The 13,810-nt window shown below is 71.8% G+C and carries 15 protein-coding genes; 5 read left to right on the top strand and 10 right to left on the bottom strand.

The genetic code is table 11. The features are described from left to right. Window positions 1-8 precede the first annotated feature (8 nt). The gene (locus tag AC07RV_RS36755) at window positions 9-1,004 is read left to right on the top strand and encodes a Bug family tripartite tricarboxylate transporter substrate binding protein (RefSeq protein WP_296781713.1); all 996 of its coding nucleotides are present in this window, start codon (window positions 9-11) and stop codon (window positions 1,002-1,004) included. A 10-nt stretch (window positions 1,005-1,014) separates the two neighbouring features. On the opposite strand, the gene AC07RV_RS36750 is transcribed toward AC07RV_RS36755, so the two are convergent. The 5 genes from AC07RV_RS36750 to AC07RV_RS36730 all read right to left on the bottom strand — a co-directional run bounded on the left by AC07RV_RS36750 (window position 1,015) and on the right by AC07RV_RS36730 (window position 5,456). After that, window positions 1,015-1,659, bottom strand: a complete 645-nt coding sequence (locus tag AC07RV_RS36750) for a LysE family translocator (protein WP_296781712.1) — start codon at window positions 1,657-1,659, stop codon at window positions 1,015-1,017. Window positions 1,660-1,681: 22 nt separating this feature from the next. Next, window positions 1,682-2,323, bottom strand: coding sequence for a YceI family protein (locus AC07RV_RS36745; RefSeq protein WP_093350658.1), 642 nt, complete (start codon window positions 2,321-2,323; stop codon window positions 1,682-1,684). 33 nt (window positions 2,324-2,356) lie between these two features. Further along, window positions 2,357-2,941, bottom strand: coding sequence for a YceI family protein (locus AC07RV_RS36740; RefSeq protein WP_296781711.1), 585 nt, complete (start codon window positions 2,939-2,941; stop codon window positions 2,357-2,359). After that, on the bottom strand, window positions 2,938-3,549 hold the full coding sequence (locus AC07RV_RS36735; protein ID WP_296781710.1) for a cytochrome b: 612 nt from the start codon (window positions 3,547-3,549) through the stop codon (window positions 2,938-2,940). Before AC07RV_RS36735 ends, AC07RV_RS36740 begins: the two co-directional genes overlap by 4 nt. An 80-nt stretch (window positions 3,550-3,629) precedes the next feature. Next, window positions 3,630-5,456: an ATP-binding response regulator gene (locus tag AC07RV_RS36730; RefSeq protein ID WP_296781709.1), complete on the bottom strand. Its 1,827-nt coding sequence runs from the start codon at window positions 5,454-5,456 to the stop codon at window positions 3,630-3,632. An 80-nt stretch (window positions 5,457-5,536) separates the two neighbouring features. Here AC07RV_RS36730 and AC07RV_RS36725 point away from each other — a divergent pair, with 80 nt between their 5' ends. Together AC07RV_RS36725 and AC07RV_RS36720 are read left to right on the top strand one after the other, a co-directional pair. Continuing rightward, complete coding sequence (locus AC07RV_RS36725; protein WP_093350668.1) at window positions 5,537-6,784, top strand: THUMP domain-containing class I SAM-dependent RNA methyltransferase; 1,248 nt, start codon at window positions 5,537-5,539, stop codon at window positions 6,782-6,784. Between the two features lie 7 nt (window positions 6,785-6,791). Continuing rightward, window positions 6,792-7,247, top strand: coding sequence for a PIN domain-containing protein (locus AC07RV_RS36720; RefSeq protein ID WP_296781708.1), 456 nt, complete (start codon window positions 6,792-6,794; stop codon window positions 7,245-7,247). Window positions 7,248-7,258: 11 nt separating this feature from the next. On the opposite strand, the gene AC07RV_RS36715 is transcribed toward AC07RV_RS36720, so the two are convergent. Together AC07RV_RS36715 and AC07RV_RS36710 are read right to left on the bottom strand one after the other, a co-directional pair. Further along, entirely contained in the window at window positions 7,259-8,158 is a 900-nt protein-coding gene (locus tag AC07RV_RS36715) for a BUD32 family EKC/KEOPS complex subunit (protein WP_093350673.1), read from the bottom strand. Next, window positions 8,155-9,870 (bottom strand): FMN-binding glutamate synthase family protein, encoded by a 1,716-nt coding sequence (locus tag AC07RV_RS36710; RefSeq protein WP_093350675.1) that lies wholly within the window; start codon window positions 9,868-9,870, stop codon window positions 8,155-8,157. Before AC07RV_RS36710 ends, AC07RV_RS36715 begins: the two co-directional genes overlap by 4 nt. Window positions 9,871-9,926: 56 nt before the next feature. On the opposite strand from AC07RV_RS36710, the gene AC07RV_RS36705 reads away from it, so the two are divergent. Together AC07RV_RS36705 and AC07RV_RS36700 are read left to right on the top strand one after the other, a co-directional pair. After that, a complete protein-coding gene (locus AC07RV_RS36705; RefSeq protein WP_208508547.1) occupies window positions 9,927-10,724 on the top strand; it encodes a UPF0149 family protein in 798 nt (265 codons plus the stop codon). Between the two features lie 58 nt (window positions 10,725-10,782). Continuing rightward, the gene (locus AC07RV_RS36700) at window positions 10,783-11,970 is read left to right on the top strand and encodes an MFS transporter (RefSeq protein WP_296781750.1); all 1,188 of its coding nucleotides are present in this window, start codon (window positions 10,783-10,785) and stop codon (window positions 11,968-11,970) included. Here the strand turns inward: AC07RV_RS36700 and AC07RV_RS36695 are convergent. From AC07RV_RS36695 to AC07RV_RS36685, 3 genes are read right to left on the bottom strand one after another with little or no spacing between them, the layout of a single operon-like run. Continuing rightward, complete coding sequence (locus tag AC07RV_RS36695) at window positions 11,967-12,287, bottom strand: GNAT family N-acetyltransferase (protein WP_093350683.1); 321 nt, start codon at window positions 12,285-12,287, stop codon at window positions 11,967-11,969. The two genes, AC07RV_RS36700 and AC07RV_RS36695, sit on opposite strands and share 4 nt — an antisense overlap. Window positions 12,288-12,310: 23 nt before the next feature. Continuing rightward, on the bottom strand, window positions 12,311-12,808 hold the full coding sequence (locus AC07RV_RS36690; protein ID WP_296781707.1) for a nuclear transport factor 2 family protein: 498 nt from the start codon (window positions 12,806-12,808) through the stop codon (window positions 12,311-12,313). Window positions 12,809-12,848: 40 nt separating this feature from the next. Continuing rightward, window positions 12,849-13,745, bottom strand: a complete 897-nt coding sequence (locus AC07RV_RS36685) for a LysR family transcriptional regulator (RefSeq protein ID WP_296781706.1) — start codon at window positions 13,743-13,745, stop codon at window positions 12,849-12,851. Between the last annotated feature and the right edge of the window lie 65 nt (window positions 13,746-13,810).

The following is a 13,810-nucleotide window of genomic DNA, read 5'->3' as shown; positions in this document are numbered from 1 at the left end:
AAAACAAGATGACGAGACATCTCCCCACCCGCCGCCTGCTGCTGATCGCTGCCGCATTGCTCGGCAGCGCCGGCCTCCATGGCCGCGCACAGGCCCAGAACGACTATCCCGACAAGCCGATCAAGCTCGTGGTCGGCTACAGCGCCGGCGGCCCGACCGACATCCTGGCGCGCGTGTTCGCGCAGGACATCGGCACCGCGCTCGGGCAGTCGGTCATCGTGGAGAACAAGCCGGGTGCCAACGGCAACATCGCCACCGAGTACGTGCAGCGCGCCGCGCCCGACGGCTACACGTTGGTCGTCAACACCATCTCGCACAACGTGAATCCGCTGCTGCAGCCCGAGCGCGTCAAGTACGACCCGGTCAAGGACTTCACGCCCGTGAGCATGGTCGCGGTGCTGCCGCAGCTCATCGTCGTGGCCGGCGACTCGCCGTACCGGACGCTCGGCGACCTGGTGAAGAAGGCGCAGAGCGGGCCGAGCGCGGTCAGCTACGGCACGGCCGGCGTGGGCGGCTCGGCGCACCTGGCGGCCGCGCTGCTCGAGCAGCGCACGAAGACGAAGATGAACCACATCCCGTTCAAGGGCAACGCGCCGGCGTTGACCGAGGTGATGGCGGGCCGGGTCGACTTCATGTTCTTCCCGATGGTCGGCGTGTCCGACTTCGTCGCGAGCGGCCGCATCCGCATCCTGGCCACCACCACCGCCCAGCGGCATCCCGACTATCCGCAGGTGCCCACCACCGCCGAGCTCGGCTTCAAGGGCTTCGAGGACTATGCGCAGCCGATCGGCTTCATCGCGCCCGCGGGCCTGCCCGCGCCCATCGCGGCCAAGCTCGACACCGCCATCGCCGCGGCGCTCGCCAAGCCGGCCATGCAGGCCAAGCTCAAGTCGCTGGGCGCCGAGGTCAAGCACCTCGGGCCGGCCGCGTACCGCCAGTGGCTCGGCGAGGACCGGGCCCGCTGGGCCCAGCTGATCCAGAGCGCCGGCATCAAGGGCGAGTGAGCGTCCCGCCTCAGGTCCCGCGCACCGCCGACCACACCAGCCGCAGCCCCAGCAGCCCCATCACGCCGCCGGCCGCGCGGTCGATCCAGGTCTTGTAGCGCAGGTAGGCCGAGCGCGGCGCCGCCGACGACAGCGCGAGCGCGACGATGGCGTACCAGCCGGTCTCGATGCAGAAGATCACGGCCGGCACCGCGAGCGCCAGCACCAGCGGCACCTCGCGCGGCAGGAAGGCCGCGAAGATGCTCGCGTAGACCACGGCCGTCTTCGGGTTGCTGACCTGCGTGGCCAGCCCGAGCAGGAAGGTGCGCTTGCCGCGGCCGCCCGATGCGGCGGGCGTGCCCGCCTCCGGCGCCATCGCGAGCGGCTGCCGCGCGCCGCGCCAGATGCGGATGCCCAGGTAGACCAGGTAGGCGCCGCCGAAGCCCTTGATCGTGAGGTAGAGCGCCGGCACCGCGAGGAACGCGGCCTGCAGCCCCGCGAGCGCCGCGATCGCGAACACCAGCCCGCCCGCGCCCATGCCGAGCGCGGCCGCGAGGCCGTCGGCGCGCGAGGCCACGGCCGTGCGCGCCACCATCACGAAGCTCGGGCCCGGGCTCATCGCGCCCACGGCCATGGCGCCGGCGATGCCGAGCAGGGAAAGGGTGGTGTCCATCATCGGAAGTGCTCTCTTTCGGAATTCATTGCTGCACGTTCACCGCCTCGACCTGCACCAGCAGCTTCACCTTGTTCTCGAAGCCGAAGTTCAGCCCCCAGGTGATGCCCCAGTCGCTGCGCTCGACGGTGGTCTCGAAGTCGCCGCCGCAGACCTGGCGGTTGATCAGCGGGCTCAGGTAGCAGTTGAAGCGCACGGCCTTGAGGGTGACCGGCTTGGTCTGGCCCATCAGCGTGAGCGTGCCGGGCACCTCGGCCACCTTGTCGCCGCTGAAGGCGATGCGCTCGGCGACGAAGCGGCCGGTGGGGAATTCGGCGACGTTGAAGAAGTCCTTGCTCTGCACGTGCCGGTTCAGCAGGTCGACGCCGGTGTTGATCGAGCTGATGTCCATCGTGATGTCGACCTTGCCGCTGGTGCCGGCGGCATCGATCTGCACGCTGCCGTCCTTGGTGCTGAAGCGGCCGCGGTTGGTGGTGGTGCCGTAGTGGCCCATCTCGTACATGACGAAGGTATGGGTCGGGTCGACCACGTAGCTGGCGCCCTTGACCGGGCCGCCCGCGGGCTTGGCCGCGACGGCCGGGGCGGTGTATTCCTGCGCGGCGACGAGGCCGGACGCGGCGAGCGCGAAGCCCAGCAGGGCGGCGGAAAGCAGTGTCTTGTTCTTCATGGCGGGTGCTGCGTGCGGGGGAGTGTGGTGGGGTCAGGGCGTGCCGAGGCCGTCGACGACGAGCTTGAAGCGCACCTGCACGTCGTTGGCGATCACCGAGGTGTCGGTCCATTCGCCGTCGCCGACCTTGTAGTCGATGCGCTGCAGCACGAAGCTGCCGCTGACCACCGACTGGCCGTTGGCGGCCGGCGCGATCGTCACGGGCACGGTCAGCGGCCTGGCGATGCCCTTGAGCGTGAGCTTGCCGGCCATCTCGAAGCGGCCGTCGCCGAGCGCCTTGATGGCCGTGGTCTGGAAGCCGGCCTGCGGGAAATGCGCGGCATCGAACCACGGCGCCTTGGGCAGCTCGGCATCGGTCATCGGGATGCCGAAGGCCGCGCTCGCGGTGTCGATCTGCAGCGCCACGCTGCCGCCCTCGGGCTTCCTCGGGTCGAAGGCGATGCGCGCGTCGAACTTCTTGAACGAACCCTCGACCGGCACGCCCATCTGCTTGCTCACGAACACGATCTGGCTTTTCTCGGGCACCAGCCGCGCGGGCGGTGGCTCGGCATGGGCCGCCGGAAGGAGGAAGGTGGCGAGCGCCAGCGCGCCGTGCCAGCGGCGAAGAAGGGAGGTCATGCGTTGGGTTTCCTGGAAGTCGACGACGGCCCGGGCCACATGCGCCGCAGCAGGCCGTCGCGCGCGATCCACTGGTGCTTGACGACGGCCGCGACGTGCAGCATCGAGACGGCGGCCAGCAGGTAGGCACCGGCCCGGTGCAGCGGCTGCAGCCACTGCTCGGCGAGGGCGCGGTCCACGGGCACGAAATCGGGCAGCGGCAGCACGCCGAACCACACCACCGGCACGCCGAGCGCCGAGCTCTGGGCCCAGCCCAGCAGCGGCACGGCGAAGAAAAGCAGGTACATCAGGCGGTGGCTGATCGTGCGGCCCGTGCGCTGCCAGCGCGGCATGGCGGTCAGCACGAAGTCGGGCACGCCGGGCGGCGGATGGCCGAGCCGCCACAGCAGGCGCACGGCGGACAGCAGCAGGATCGCGATGCCGGTCCACTTGTGCCAGCTGTAGAAGCGCACGCGCTGCGGCGAGAACGGCAGCCCGGTCATGTACAGGCCCAGCCCGAGCGCGCCGAGGATCAGCAGCGCCAGCAGCCAGTGCAGCCCGATCGCGACCGGCGTGTAGCGGGCCGCCTTCAGTTCGGCGAGGGTCGGGGCGGAGGGGGCGCTGGGCATCGGCGGGCGGGCCGGCATCGGGGATGGCGCGCAGCATAGCTCGGAACGCCGCGCCCGGTGGCGCCGCGCCCAGGAGGCTGCTAACGCGGCGGCGCCTGCTGCGCGCGCCGCAGCAGCGCATGCAGCTCGGCCGGCTGCACCGGTTTGCGCAGCGCATGCCAGCCGCGCTCGTTGGCCAGCCGCTGCGTGGCCTCGTCGATGTCGGCCGACACCAGCGAGATGGCCAGCGCGGGCTTGAGCTGCTGCAGCCGGGTGGCCAGCGCGATGCCGTCGAGCGCGCCCGGCAGCCGGATGTCGCACAGCGCGAGGTCGAGCGCCTGCAGGTCGGCCAGCGCCAGCGCCTCGGCGGCGCTGCCGTAGACGCGCGGCTGGGCGCCCCACTGGCGCAGCAGCGACTGCAGGCTGTCGGCGACCACGGCGTTGTCCTCGACCACCAGCACCGCGAGGCCGGGGCGCAGCGCGGGCGCGGCCTCGGGCGGCGGCTTGAGGGCGGCCGGTGCCAGCGGCGCCGCGTCGGCGGGCGCGGCCGCGAGCTCGAAGGCGAACACCGAGCCGCGCCCGGGCGCCGAGCGCAGCACCACCTCGATGCCGAGCTGGGTCGCGAGCCGCCGCACGATCGCCAGCCCCAGACCGTGGCCGCGCTGCAGGTTGCGCTCGACGTTGCCGATCTGCTCGAAGTCGCCGAACACGCGCTCGTGCGCCTCGGGCGCGATGCCGATGCCGCTGTCGCGCACCTCGACGCGCCAGGCGGCCTCACCCTCGCGCCGGCGCGCGCGCACCGCCAGCAGCACGCGGCCCGCGGGCGTGAACTTGACGGCGTTGTCGACCAGGTTGGCGAGCACGCGGCGCAGCGAGACCGCGTCGCTCCAGGCCACCGCGTCGCTCGGGCAGCGCACCAGCACGCGGCGCTCGCCGGCCTGGCGCGCGAGTTCGTGCAGCAGCGGCGCCAGCGCGACCGCGGCCGGGCGCAGCGGGTCGGCCGCGGCCTCGATGCGACCGATCTCCAGCAACTGGTTGGTGAGTCCTTCCAGCGCCTGCTGGGCGCGTGCCAGCGAGCCCACCGTGTGCTGCACCGCCATCGTGTCGGCGCCTTCGCGCAGCTGCTGGCGCAGCACCTCGGCCTGCAGGCCGATGGCCATCACGGGCTGGCGCAGGTCGTGGTTGGCGGCCGAGAAGAAGCGCAGCCGCTCGGCCTGGGCCTGCTCGGAGGCGCGCAGGCCGGCCAGCGCCTGCTCGCGCAGGGTGCGCTCGTTGAGGCGCAGGCCGATGTTCTCCTCGAGCTGGCGCGAGCGTTCGGCCACCAGCTTCCACATCATGGCGGTGAGGCCGGCGCCGATGACGGCGACCGCGATCATCATCGGCGGCCCGAGCCAGATGCCCATCACGATGATCGGCGCCAGCAGCAGGGTGATCGCGAGCTGCGTGGCCGGCGTGTAGAACGAGACCGAGAAGGCGGCCGACAGCGTCATGCCCATCACGATCACGCCCAGCAGCAGCTGCAGCTCGATGCGCGAGGGGTCGAACAGCAGCACGCCGGCCGCGCCGTGCGCCAGCTCCCAGATGCCGGTGCGCAGCACGTGCACGCGCTGGGCGCGGCGCAGGCTGTCGGGCGTGAAGGGCTCGGGCAGGCGCTGCGGCACGAAGGCGCGCATCACCGTCACCAGCGTGATCAGGCCCAGCCAGGCCAGCGACAGCGGCAGCGAGAACTGCCAGGCGAACAGCGCCGCGATGCCGCAGTTCAGCAGGTACTGCACCGCCAGGATCGGGCCGATCGGCTGCACCGAGATGCGCAGCACCTCGCACTGGATGGCGAAGCCGTCGTCCCGCGCGGCCCCTGGCGCTTCGGGGTTTCCGCCGGCGCTGGCGGGGCGGGCGGCGGGCGCCGCGGAGTCGTGCAGGGGCTTCATGGACCGGACCACTATAGGCAAGCAGGGCGACACAGCGACAATGGCAATCCCGTAGCCGGCCGTCGACCAAGCGAACTTCCGTGAATGATCTCTCCCTTTTCCTGCCTTGCGCCGCCGGCGTCGAGGAGTTTCTCGCGCAGGAGGTGCATGCGCTCACCGGCCGTGCCGGCGACGACCTGCTGATGCTGCGCGGCGGCGTGCGGGTGCGCGCCGACTGGCGCGAGGTGCTGCAGCTCAACCTGCACTGCCGCCTCGCGCAGCGCGTGCTGGTCGAGCTGGCCCAGGGCCTGTACCGCAACGAGAACGACCTCTACGGGCTGGCCAGCGGCGTGGCCTGGGAGATCTGGTTCACGCCCAAGCAGACCTTCAAGATCGAGACCACGGCCCAGCACAGCCCGCTGCAGAGCCTGAACTTCGCCACCCTGCGCATCAAGGACGCGATCGCCGACCGCTTCCGCGCCCGCGCCGGCGGCGTGCGCCCGAGCATCGAGACCCAGTGGCCCGACTGCCGCGTGTTCGCGCACCTGACCACCGACACCTGCACCCTCTACATCGACACCTCGGGCGAGCCGCTGTTCAAGCGCGGCTGGCGCCAGGACAAGGGCGACGCGCCGCTGAAGGAAACCCTGGCCGCCGCCATGCTGGCCGCCAGCGGCTGGTGGAACCCCGAGACCGGCGAGGTCGCCGACAAGCCGCTGTACGACCCCTGCTGCGGCAGCGGCACCATCGCCATCGAGGCGGCCCAGATCGCGCTCGGCATCCCGGCCGGCTGGCTGCGCCGCTTCGGCTTCGAGAAGCTGCTGCCGTTCCAGCCCCACGTGTGGGCCGCGGTGCGCGCCGCCTCCGAGCCGCCGGCGGCCGAAGCGGGCGCCGCGCCGCGCATCTTCGGTTCCGACGTCTCGCACCGCATGGTCGATTTCGCGCAGCGCAACGCCGAGCGCGCGGGCGTGGACCAGGCGGTCGAGTTCCGCGGCGGCGACGCGCTGCAGCGCATGCCGCCCGCCGAGGCCGGCCTGATCGTGCTGAACCCGCCCTACGGCGAGCGCATCGGCATCGGCGGCGTGGCGCGCAGCGGCGCGCGCGAGACCGCGCAGGTGGCGGCGCCGGCCGAGGGCGATGGGGAAGGCGACGGCGGCGAATTCTTCCCGCAGCTCGCGAGCCACTGGAAGAAGAACTACCCGGGCTGGACCGCCTGGGTGCTCACGCCCGACCTCAAGCTGCCCAAGCGCATGCGGCTGAAGGAATCGCGCCGCGTGCCGATGTGGAACGGTCCGATCGAGTGCCGGCTGTTCCGCTTCGACATGGTCGCGGGTTCGGCGCGGGGCTAGCGGCTTCATGCGCGTATCCGCAGACAGCTCGGCGCTGCCCGCGCCGCCGTCGATCGTCATCGACACCAACATCGCGCTCGACCTGCTGGTGTTCGAGGACCCGGCCTGGGCCCCGCTGGCCGCCGTGCTCGCGGCCGGCGAACTGCGCTGGGTCGCCACCGAGCCCATGCGCGGCGAACTCGCGCGCGTGCTGCGCTATCCGCTGATCGCGCGCCGCATGGCGCAGCGCGCGCTCGAACTGCCGGCCGTGCTGGCCGATTTCGATGCCCGCGCGCGGCTGGTGGAGGGCGTGCCCAAGCGCGCGCCCTACGTCTGCAGCGACCCCGACGACCAGATGTTCGTCGACCTCGCGGTGGCGCACCGCGCGCGGCTGCTCAGCAAGGACAAGGCGGTGCTCTCGATGCGCAAGCGGCTGGGCACGCTCGGGGTGGCGGTGCAGGCGGCCTTCGAGCCGCTGCCGTAGCCGGCCGGCGCTCAGGCGCCGTGCCAGCGTCCGAGCAGCCGTGCCACGGCGCGCACGCGCTGCGTGTCGCGGCCCCAGCGCCGGCTCGCGGGCAGCTTCTGCGCCCACTTCATGCGCCGCGCCGCGTTCGCGATGCGCTCGCGCACGTCGGCGTTCACGTCGGCCAGCGCCGCATGCCAGTGCTGGCCGGCGGCGTCGGGCGCGGCGGCCTCGAGCATCATGGCCGTGGAATGCAGGTAGCTGAGCCAGTCGCGCGCCTGGCACTCGGCCAGCGTCATCACCTCGGAAGGGTCGTCCTCGAAGTCGATGTAGCCGATCACGCCGTCGGGGCACTGCACCAGGTTGCGGTCGAAGGCCTGGCTCAGGTGCTGGCCGTGCGCATGCACGGTGGCGATCGCCGCCAGCCCTTCGCGCCAGACCGCGAGCAGCGCGGCCGGGCCGGCGGTGGCGGCCTGGTCGAGCCGCTCCTGCAGCACCACGGTGCCGCGGCCGCTGGCGCCCAGGTCGGAGATCAAGAGGCCGTCGGCCTGCTCGGCCAGCACCCGGGGCACGCGCAGGCCGGCCGCGGCCAGCTGGCGCAGCCGGCGCGCCTCGGTCGCGATGGCGGCCTCGCCGCCGGGGTTGGGCACCGGCTTGATGATGTCCAGCCGCGCCATGCGCGCCACCGCGGCCATCACCCGGTAGCCCCACTTGCCGTGGCGCGGGCCGGCCTTCTTGAGCCACACGCGCTCGTCGCCGAAGCGGTGGCTGGCCACGTTCTTGGCCTGGCGCGGCAGGGTGGTGCGCAGGAAGGCCGCGTAGTCGCCCGGCGCGGGCGGGGAGGGGATCGCATCCAGCGGGGCCGGGCCCGAGGCCACGCCCTTGCGCATCGAAAGGCGCGCGCCGGCGCCGCCACGTCGCAGCGGATTCATGCGGCCAGCGCGAGCCCCTGGGATGCGGCGGGAGCGCTCTGCATGCCCTGCATTCCCTGTGTCAGGGGTTGGAAACTGTCGGCACTGGCCAGCGGCCAGTAGGTGCGGAACACGTTGTGCTGCTCGTCGAGCGGGCCCAGCAGCGCGCCCGGCTGCACCTGCATCACCAGGTTGCTCAGCAGGCGCACCTCGGTGTCGGAGATGCGGCGCACGATGTGGTGGGCGGTGATCTGCTGCGGATGATCGAGGCCGGCGGCCTGCACCAGCTCCTGCAGCGCATGCAGCGTGCTGCGGTGGAAGTTGCGCACGCGCTCGGCCTTGGTCGGCACCACCAGCGCCTGCTGGCGCACCGGGTCCTGCGTGGTCACGCCGGTCGGGCAGTGGCCGGTGTGGCAGCTCTGCGCCTGGATGCAGCCCAGCGCCATCATGAAGCCGCGCCCCGCGTTGCACCAGTCGGCGCCCAGCGCCATCATGCGCGCCAAGTCGAAGGCGGTGATGACCTTGCCGGCGCAGCCCAGCTTGATGCGGTGGCGCAGGTTCACGCCCAGCAGCGTGTTGTGCACCAGCAGCAGGCCTTCCTGCAGCGGCGCGCCCACGTGGTCGCTGAACTCGACCGGTGCCGCGCCGGTGCCGCCCTCGGCGCCGTCGACCACGATGAAGTCGGGCGTGATGCCGGTGGCCTGCATCGCCTTGACGATGCCGAACCATTCCCAGGGATGGCCGAGGCAGAACTTGAAGCCGGTGGGTTTGCCGCCCGAGAGCTCGCGCAGCCGGGCCACGAAATGCATCATCTCGGTCGGCGTGGAGAAGGCGCTGTGCGAGGAGGGCGAGATGCAGTCCACGCCGATCGGCACGCCGCGCGCGGCCGCGATCTCGGGCGTGACCTTGGGCGCCGGCAGCACGCCGCCGTGGCCGGGCTTGGCGCCCTGGCTCAGCTTGATCTCGATCATCTTCACCTGCGGGTCGCGCGCATTGGCGATGAAGCGTTCCTCGCTGAACGTGCCGTCCTCGTTGCGGCAGCCGAAGTAGCCCGAGCCGATCTCCCAGATCAGGTCGCCGCCATGCACCCGGTGGTGCTGCGAGATCGAGCCCTCGCCGGTGTCGTGCGCGAAGCCGCCGCTCTTGGCGCCCTGGTTGAGCGCGAGGATGGCATTGGCCGAGAGCGCGCCGAAGCTCATGGCCGAGATGTTGAACACGCTGGCGCTATAGGGCTGCGTGCAGACCTGGGCCGGATTGGCATCGGCCGGCTGCGGCGTGCCGCCGATCACGATGCGGAAGTCGTGGTTGGCCAGTTTCGTCGGCTGCATCGAGTGGTTGATCCACTCGTAGCCCGCGATGGTCACGTTGAGCTGGGTACCGAAGGGACGGTTGTCGGGCTCGCCCTTGGCGCGCTGGTAGACCAGCGAGCGCTGGGCGCGCGAGAAGGGCGCGGCCTCGGCGTCGCTCTCGATGAAGTACTGGCGGATCTCGGGCCGGATGAATTCCAGCAGGAAACGCAGGTGCCCGATCACCGGGTAGTTGCGCAGGATCGCGTGCCGGGTCTGCCGCAGGTCGTGCACGCCGGTGCCCGCGAGCACCGCGAACACCACCAGCGCGAGCCAGGCGAACCAGAGATGGGGGGAGGCCAGGACGAAGGCCAGGCTGGCCGCGAAACCGGCCACGCACAGGGCGAAGGCGGTGTAGCGGACCGGAAACGGAGTGATCGTGGGCATGGTTGTGAGGGGCTGCCGGAGCCTGCTGCATCATAGAGGGCTGCTTCGAACTTGCCATGACGACCACCCCACCCGACTCCGCCGGCACGAATCCGGCCCCCACCCCCGACCTGCAACCCCTCGGTCCCGACGACTTCGACGCCCTCGACCGGGCGCTCGACGCGATGCGCGAGCACGACGAGGAAATCCCCCAGTGGGAGTTCTGCGAGGGCTTCCTGGCAGCGCTGGTTTGTACCCGCCGCGTCATCGAGCCCGCGGAGTACTGGCCCGTGCTACTGGGCGACGGCTTCGTGCCGGCCCAGCAGATGGAATTCGTCTGGCACTGGAAGCGCCGCTGGCGCGAGATCGAGGTCGGCCTCGATGCCGACGTCGAGACGCTCGAGGACGAGCGCAGCTGGCAGCCCGAGGTGCTCGACACCCGCGGCGCCGTCGCCGCGCTGCCGCCCGAGGAGCGCGCCGAGATGGAGGGCGAGGCGCTGCCCTCGTTCGCCCAGGTCTGGGCGCTGGGCTTCATGTACGCGGTCGAGAACTGGCCCGAGGACTGGACCCCGCCGCGCGACAAGGAGGCGGCCCAGATGCTCGACGACGCGCTCGAGAACATCGTCGTGCTGACGGAGGACGACAAGGCCAAGCCGGTGCTCTCGATGTACGACGAGAACGGCCCGCCCAGCGTGAGCCAGCAGCGGCTGGACGATTTCGGCGCCGCCATCTGGGCCGTGTACGACCTGCGCCAGCTCTGGAAGAGCCTGGGCCCCAAGGTCGAGACCCTCCGCAAGGAGGCCACGCCGGGCCGCAACGACCCCTGCCCCTGCGGCAGCGGCAAGAAGTACAAGAAGTGCCACGGTGCCGGCTGAGGGCGCCAGTACCGCTTCACCACCGGCCGCGGCACTGAGCGCGCGCGCGGCCTGGGCCATGGTGCTCGCGCTGTGCGCGGGCGTGGCGCTGAGCCAGGCCTTCCGCACCGTCGGCGCCATCATGGCCAGCCCGCTGCAGGCCGAGTTCGGCCTGTCGCCGCAGGCGCTGGGCATCTTTTCGGGCGCCTTCCATTTCGCCTTCGGCGCGATGCAGCTGTTCATGGGCATCGGCATCGACCTGCACGGCGTGCGGCGCACCGTGCTGGTGGCCTTCCCGGTCGCGATCGCGGGCGCGCTGCTGTCGGCCCTGTCCTCGAACTACCTGGTGCTGGTGCTGGCGCAGGCGCTGATCGGCGTGGGCTGCGCGCCGGCCTTCCTGGTCTGCACCGTCTTCATCGCGCGCCACTTCCCGGCCGAGCGCTTCGCCACCGTCTCGGGCCTGGTGCTGGCGATCGGCGGCCTGGGCATGCTGGTCACGGGCACGCCGCTGGCCTGGCTGGTGCAGGCGCATTCCTGGCGCGCCGGCTTCGTGCTGCTGGCGCTGGCGGCCGCGCTGGCCTGGCTCGCGATCTGGCACTGGGTGCGCGAGCCCGCGGCGGCCGTGCCGGCACGGCGCGAGTCGGTGCCCGAGGCGATCCGCCAGTTCGGCGCGTTGCTGATGCTGCGCCATACGCTGGGCATCGTGGTGCTGGGCGGCGTGACCTACGCCGCCTTCATCTCGCTGCGCGGGCTCTGGCTCGGGCCGCTGATGATCGAGCGGCACGGCTTCTCGCTGGTGCAGAGCGGCAATGTCGCGCTCGCGGTGTCGGTGATCTCGCTGGTCGGCGCGCCGCTGTTCGGCCGGCTCGACAGCACCGACCCCGCCGCGCGGCGCCGCCGCATCGTGCTCTGGGCGCTGGCCTACACGGGCCTGTTCGCGCTGATCGCCTTCGTGCACTCGGCCTGGCTCGACATCGCCGGCATGCTGCTGATCGGCGTGCTCTCGGGCTTCATCGTCTGGCAGTACGCCGACGTGCGCGGCGCCTATCCGGCGGCGCTCACGGGCCGCGCGATGGCGGTCTTCACCATGGCGATGTTCATGGGCGTGGCGCTGATGCAGTGGGGCACGGGCGTCGCCGCCTCGGTGGCGGCCGCGCACGGCGGCGATCCGCTCACGGCCGTGCTGGCGACCATCGCCGTGCTGCTGCTGGCGGGCATCGCGGCCTTCGCCTGGCTGCCGGCGCCGACCGCGAAGCCGCGTTCCTAGATCTTGAACGCGCGCTGGATGTCCGGTCGCACCAGGTCGGCGTACTCGCGGTGCTTGCGGATGTAGCCCGCGATGAACTGGCACACCGGGATCACGTGCAGGTTGCGCGCGCGGGCCTCGTCGAGCACGTGCTTCGCGATCTTCGAGCCCAGGCCCTTGCCCTCGTGCGCGGGCATCACCTCGGTGTGGGTGAACATGATCGCGTCGGTCAGCAGGTTGTATTCGGCCAGCGCGGCGAGCTCGCCGCCGATGCGGGCCTCGTAGCGGTGCTCGGCCTCGTTGTTCGAGAGGATCGGGGCGTTGTCGTCGGTGCTCATGGTTGTCCTTGCAATGGTCGTGTTCAGGCGGGCCGGCTCGCGAGGTACCTGGCGAGGTTGGCGGCGGCGGTGGCGCGCACCTTGTTGCGCAGCATCGGCGACCAGCCCAGCAGCAGCCCCGGCGTGCCCAGCGCCTGGCGCGACCAGGTCCAGAACGGGAAGCTGTCGCGGTGGGTGGCGATCAGGCCCTCGGGCGTGAAGCCGAAGCGCGCGTCGATGCTGTTGTCGACCAGGCGGCCGGTGGCGCTGAAGCGATAGTGGGCGTCCCAGTGGGCGCTGCCGCCGCGCTCGTCGGCGCGCACGTCGCGATGGCTCAGGCGCCAGACGTCGGCGCCCTTGGCCTTCGTGGCCTCGCACAGCATGCGCCACATGCCGCCGACCTCGCGCCGCCCGCGCAGCGAGAAGGCCTCGTCGTCGAACACCGCGTCGGGTGCGTAGCAGGCTTCCATGGTGGCGGCGTCGAGCTGGGCGAACGCGCCGTAGAAGCGCTCGATGGTCTGCGCGTTGGTGGTGGCTGTCATGGGGCCTCGGGCGCCGGGAGCGCGGTGGTTGTGGAGCGGGTCAGAGCGCGGCCGGAAGGGTGCGCACCAGGAAATCATAGACCGCGCGGATGCGCCGGTCGGTGCGGACCTCGCGGTGCACCGCCAGCCACACCGGCAGCGCGGGCAGCTTGAGCGCGGGCAGCACGCGCACCACCTCGGGGTCGCTGCGCGCCAGCGATTCGGCCACGAAGCCGATGCCCATGCCGTGGCGCAGCGCCTCCCAGTAGACGCTGACGTCGTCGGTGCGGAAGCAGAAGTCCTCGCGCTGCAGCGGCGCGCCGAGCTCGGCCGAGCTGCGCAGGATGCTCTCGTCGCGGTCGTAGCCCAGCAGGTCGTGCCGCAGCAGGTCGGTCCAGTGGCGCGGCGTGCCGCGCCGGCGCAGGTAGTCGCGCTGCGCGAAGGCGCCGAGCGCGAAGCGGCCCACGCGCCGCGCCACCAGGCTCGCGGTCTCGGGCCGGGTCATGCGCAGCGCGATGTCGGCCTCGCGCCGCAGCAGGTTGCTGACCTCGTTGCTGGCCACCAGCTCGATCTGGATCTCGGGCAGCTCCAGCCGCATGCGCGCCAGGATCGCCGGCAGCAGGTGGCGCGCCGCCGCCTGGCTGGCCGACAGCCGCACCGTGCCCGCGGTGGCGGCATTGGCGCCGGCCACGCCGCGCGACAGCGCCAGCGCGCCGTTCTCCATCACGCGCGCCGACTCGGCCAGCTGCGTGGCCATGGCGGTGGGAAGCAGGCCCTGGCCGGTGCGCTCGAACAGCACCACGCCGAGCTGCGACTCGAGCTCGGCGATGTGCCGCCCCAGCGTCGGCTGGCTCGCGTTGAGCAGGCGCGAGGCGGCCAGCAGGCTGCCGCTGTCGAGCGCCGCGAGGAAGGAGCGGATCAATCGCCAGTCGAAATCGAGGTCGGTGCCGCGCCGCATGGGGTATTCAATTCTGAATATCTGTTGTCAATGGTTGTCTAATTGTGAAGTCAATCTTGACTTCC

The organism is Variovorax sp. GW821-FHT09B01, assembly GCF_059418345.1.
Note: the sequence above shows the minus strand (reverse complement) of the source record. Positions and strands in the feature narration are given on the sequence as shown.

Bases quoted from the DNA above. Each gene is read 5' to 3' on its own strand.
- AC07RV_RS36755 (WP_296781713.1), top strand. From the start codon at position 9: ATGACGAGACATCTCCCCACCCGCCGCCTGCTGCTGATCGCTGCCGCA.
- AC07RV_RS36750 (WP_296781712.1), bottom strand. From the start codon at position 1,659: ATGATGGACACCACCCTTTCCCTGCTCGGCATCGCCGGCGCCATGGCC.
- AC07RV_RS36745 (WP_093350658.1), bottom strand. From the start codon at position 2,323: ATGAAGAACAAGACACTGCTTTCCGCCGCCCTGCTGGGCTTCGCGCTC.
- AC07RV_RS36740 (WP_296781711.1), bottom strand. From the start codon at position 2,941: ATGACCTCCCTTCTTCGCCGCTGGCACGGCGCGCTGGCGCTCGCCACC.
- AC07RV_RS36735 (WP_296781710.1), bottom strand. From the start codon at position 3,549: ATGCCCAGCGCCCCCTCCGCCCCGACCCTCGCCGAACTGAAGGCGGCC.
- AC07RV_RS36730 (WP_296781709.1), bottom strand. From the start codon at position 5,456: ATGAAGCCCCTGCACGACTCCGCGGCGCCCGCCGCCCGCCCCGCCAGC.
- AC07RV_RS36720 (WP_296781708.1), top strand. From the start codon at position 6,792: ATGCGCGTATCCGCAGACAGCTCGGCGCTGCCCGCGCCGCCGTCGATC.
- AC07RV_RS36715 (WP_093350673.1), bottom strand. From the start codon at position 8,158: ATGAATCCGCTGCGACGTGGCGGCGCCGGCGCGCGCCTTTCGATGCGC.
- AC07RV_RS36710 (WP_093350675.1), bottom strand. From the start codon at position 9,870: ATGCCCACGATCACTCCGTTTCCGGTCCGCTACACCGCCTTCGCCCTG.
- AC07RV_RS36705 (WP_208508547.1), top strand. From the start codon at position 9,927: ATGACGACCACCCCACCCGACTCCGCCGGCACGAATCCGGCCCCCACC.
- AC07RV_RS36700 (WP_296781750.1), top strand. From the start codon at position 10,783: ATGGTGCTCGCGCTGTGCGCGGGCGTGGCGCTGAGCCAGGCCTTCCGC.
- AC07RV_RS36695 (WP_093350683.1), bottom strand. From the start codon at position 12,287: ATGAGCACCGACGACAACGCCCCGATCCTCTCGAACAACGAGGCCGAG.
- AC07RV_RS36690 (WP_296781707.1), bottom strand. From the start codon at position 12,808: ATGACAGCCACCACCAACGCGCAGACCATCGAGCGCTTCTACGGCGCG.
- AC07RV_RS36685 (WP_296781706.1), bottom strand. From the start codon at position 13,745: ATGCGGCGCGGCACCGACCTCGATTTCGACTGGCGATTGATCCGCTCC.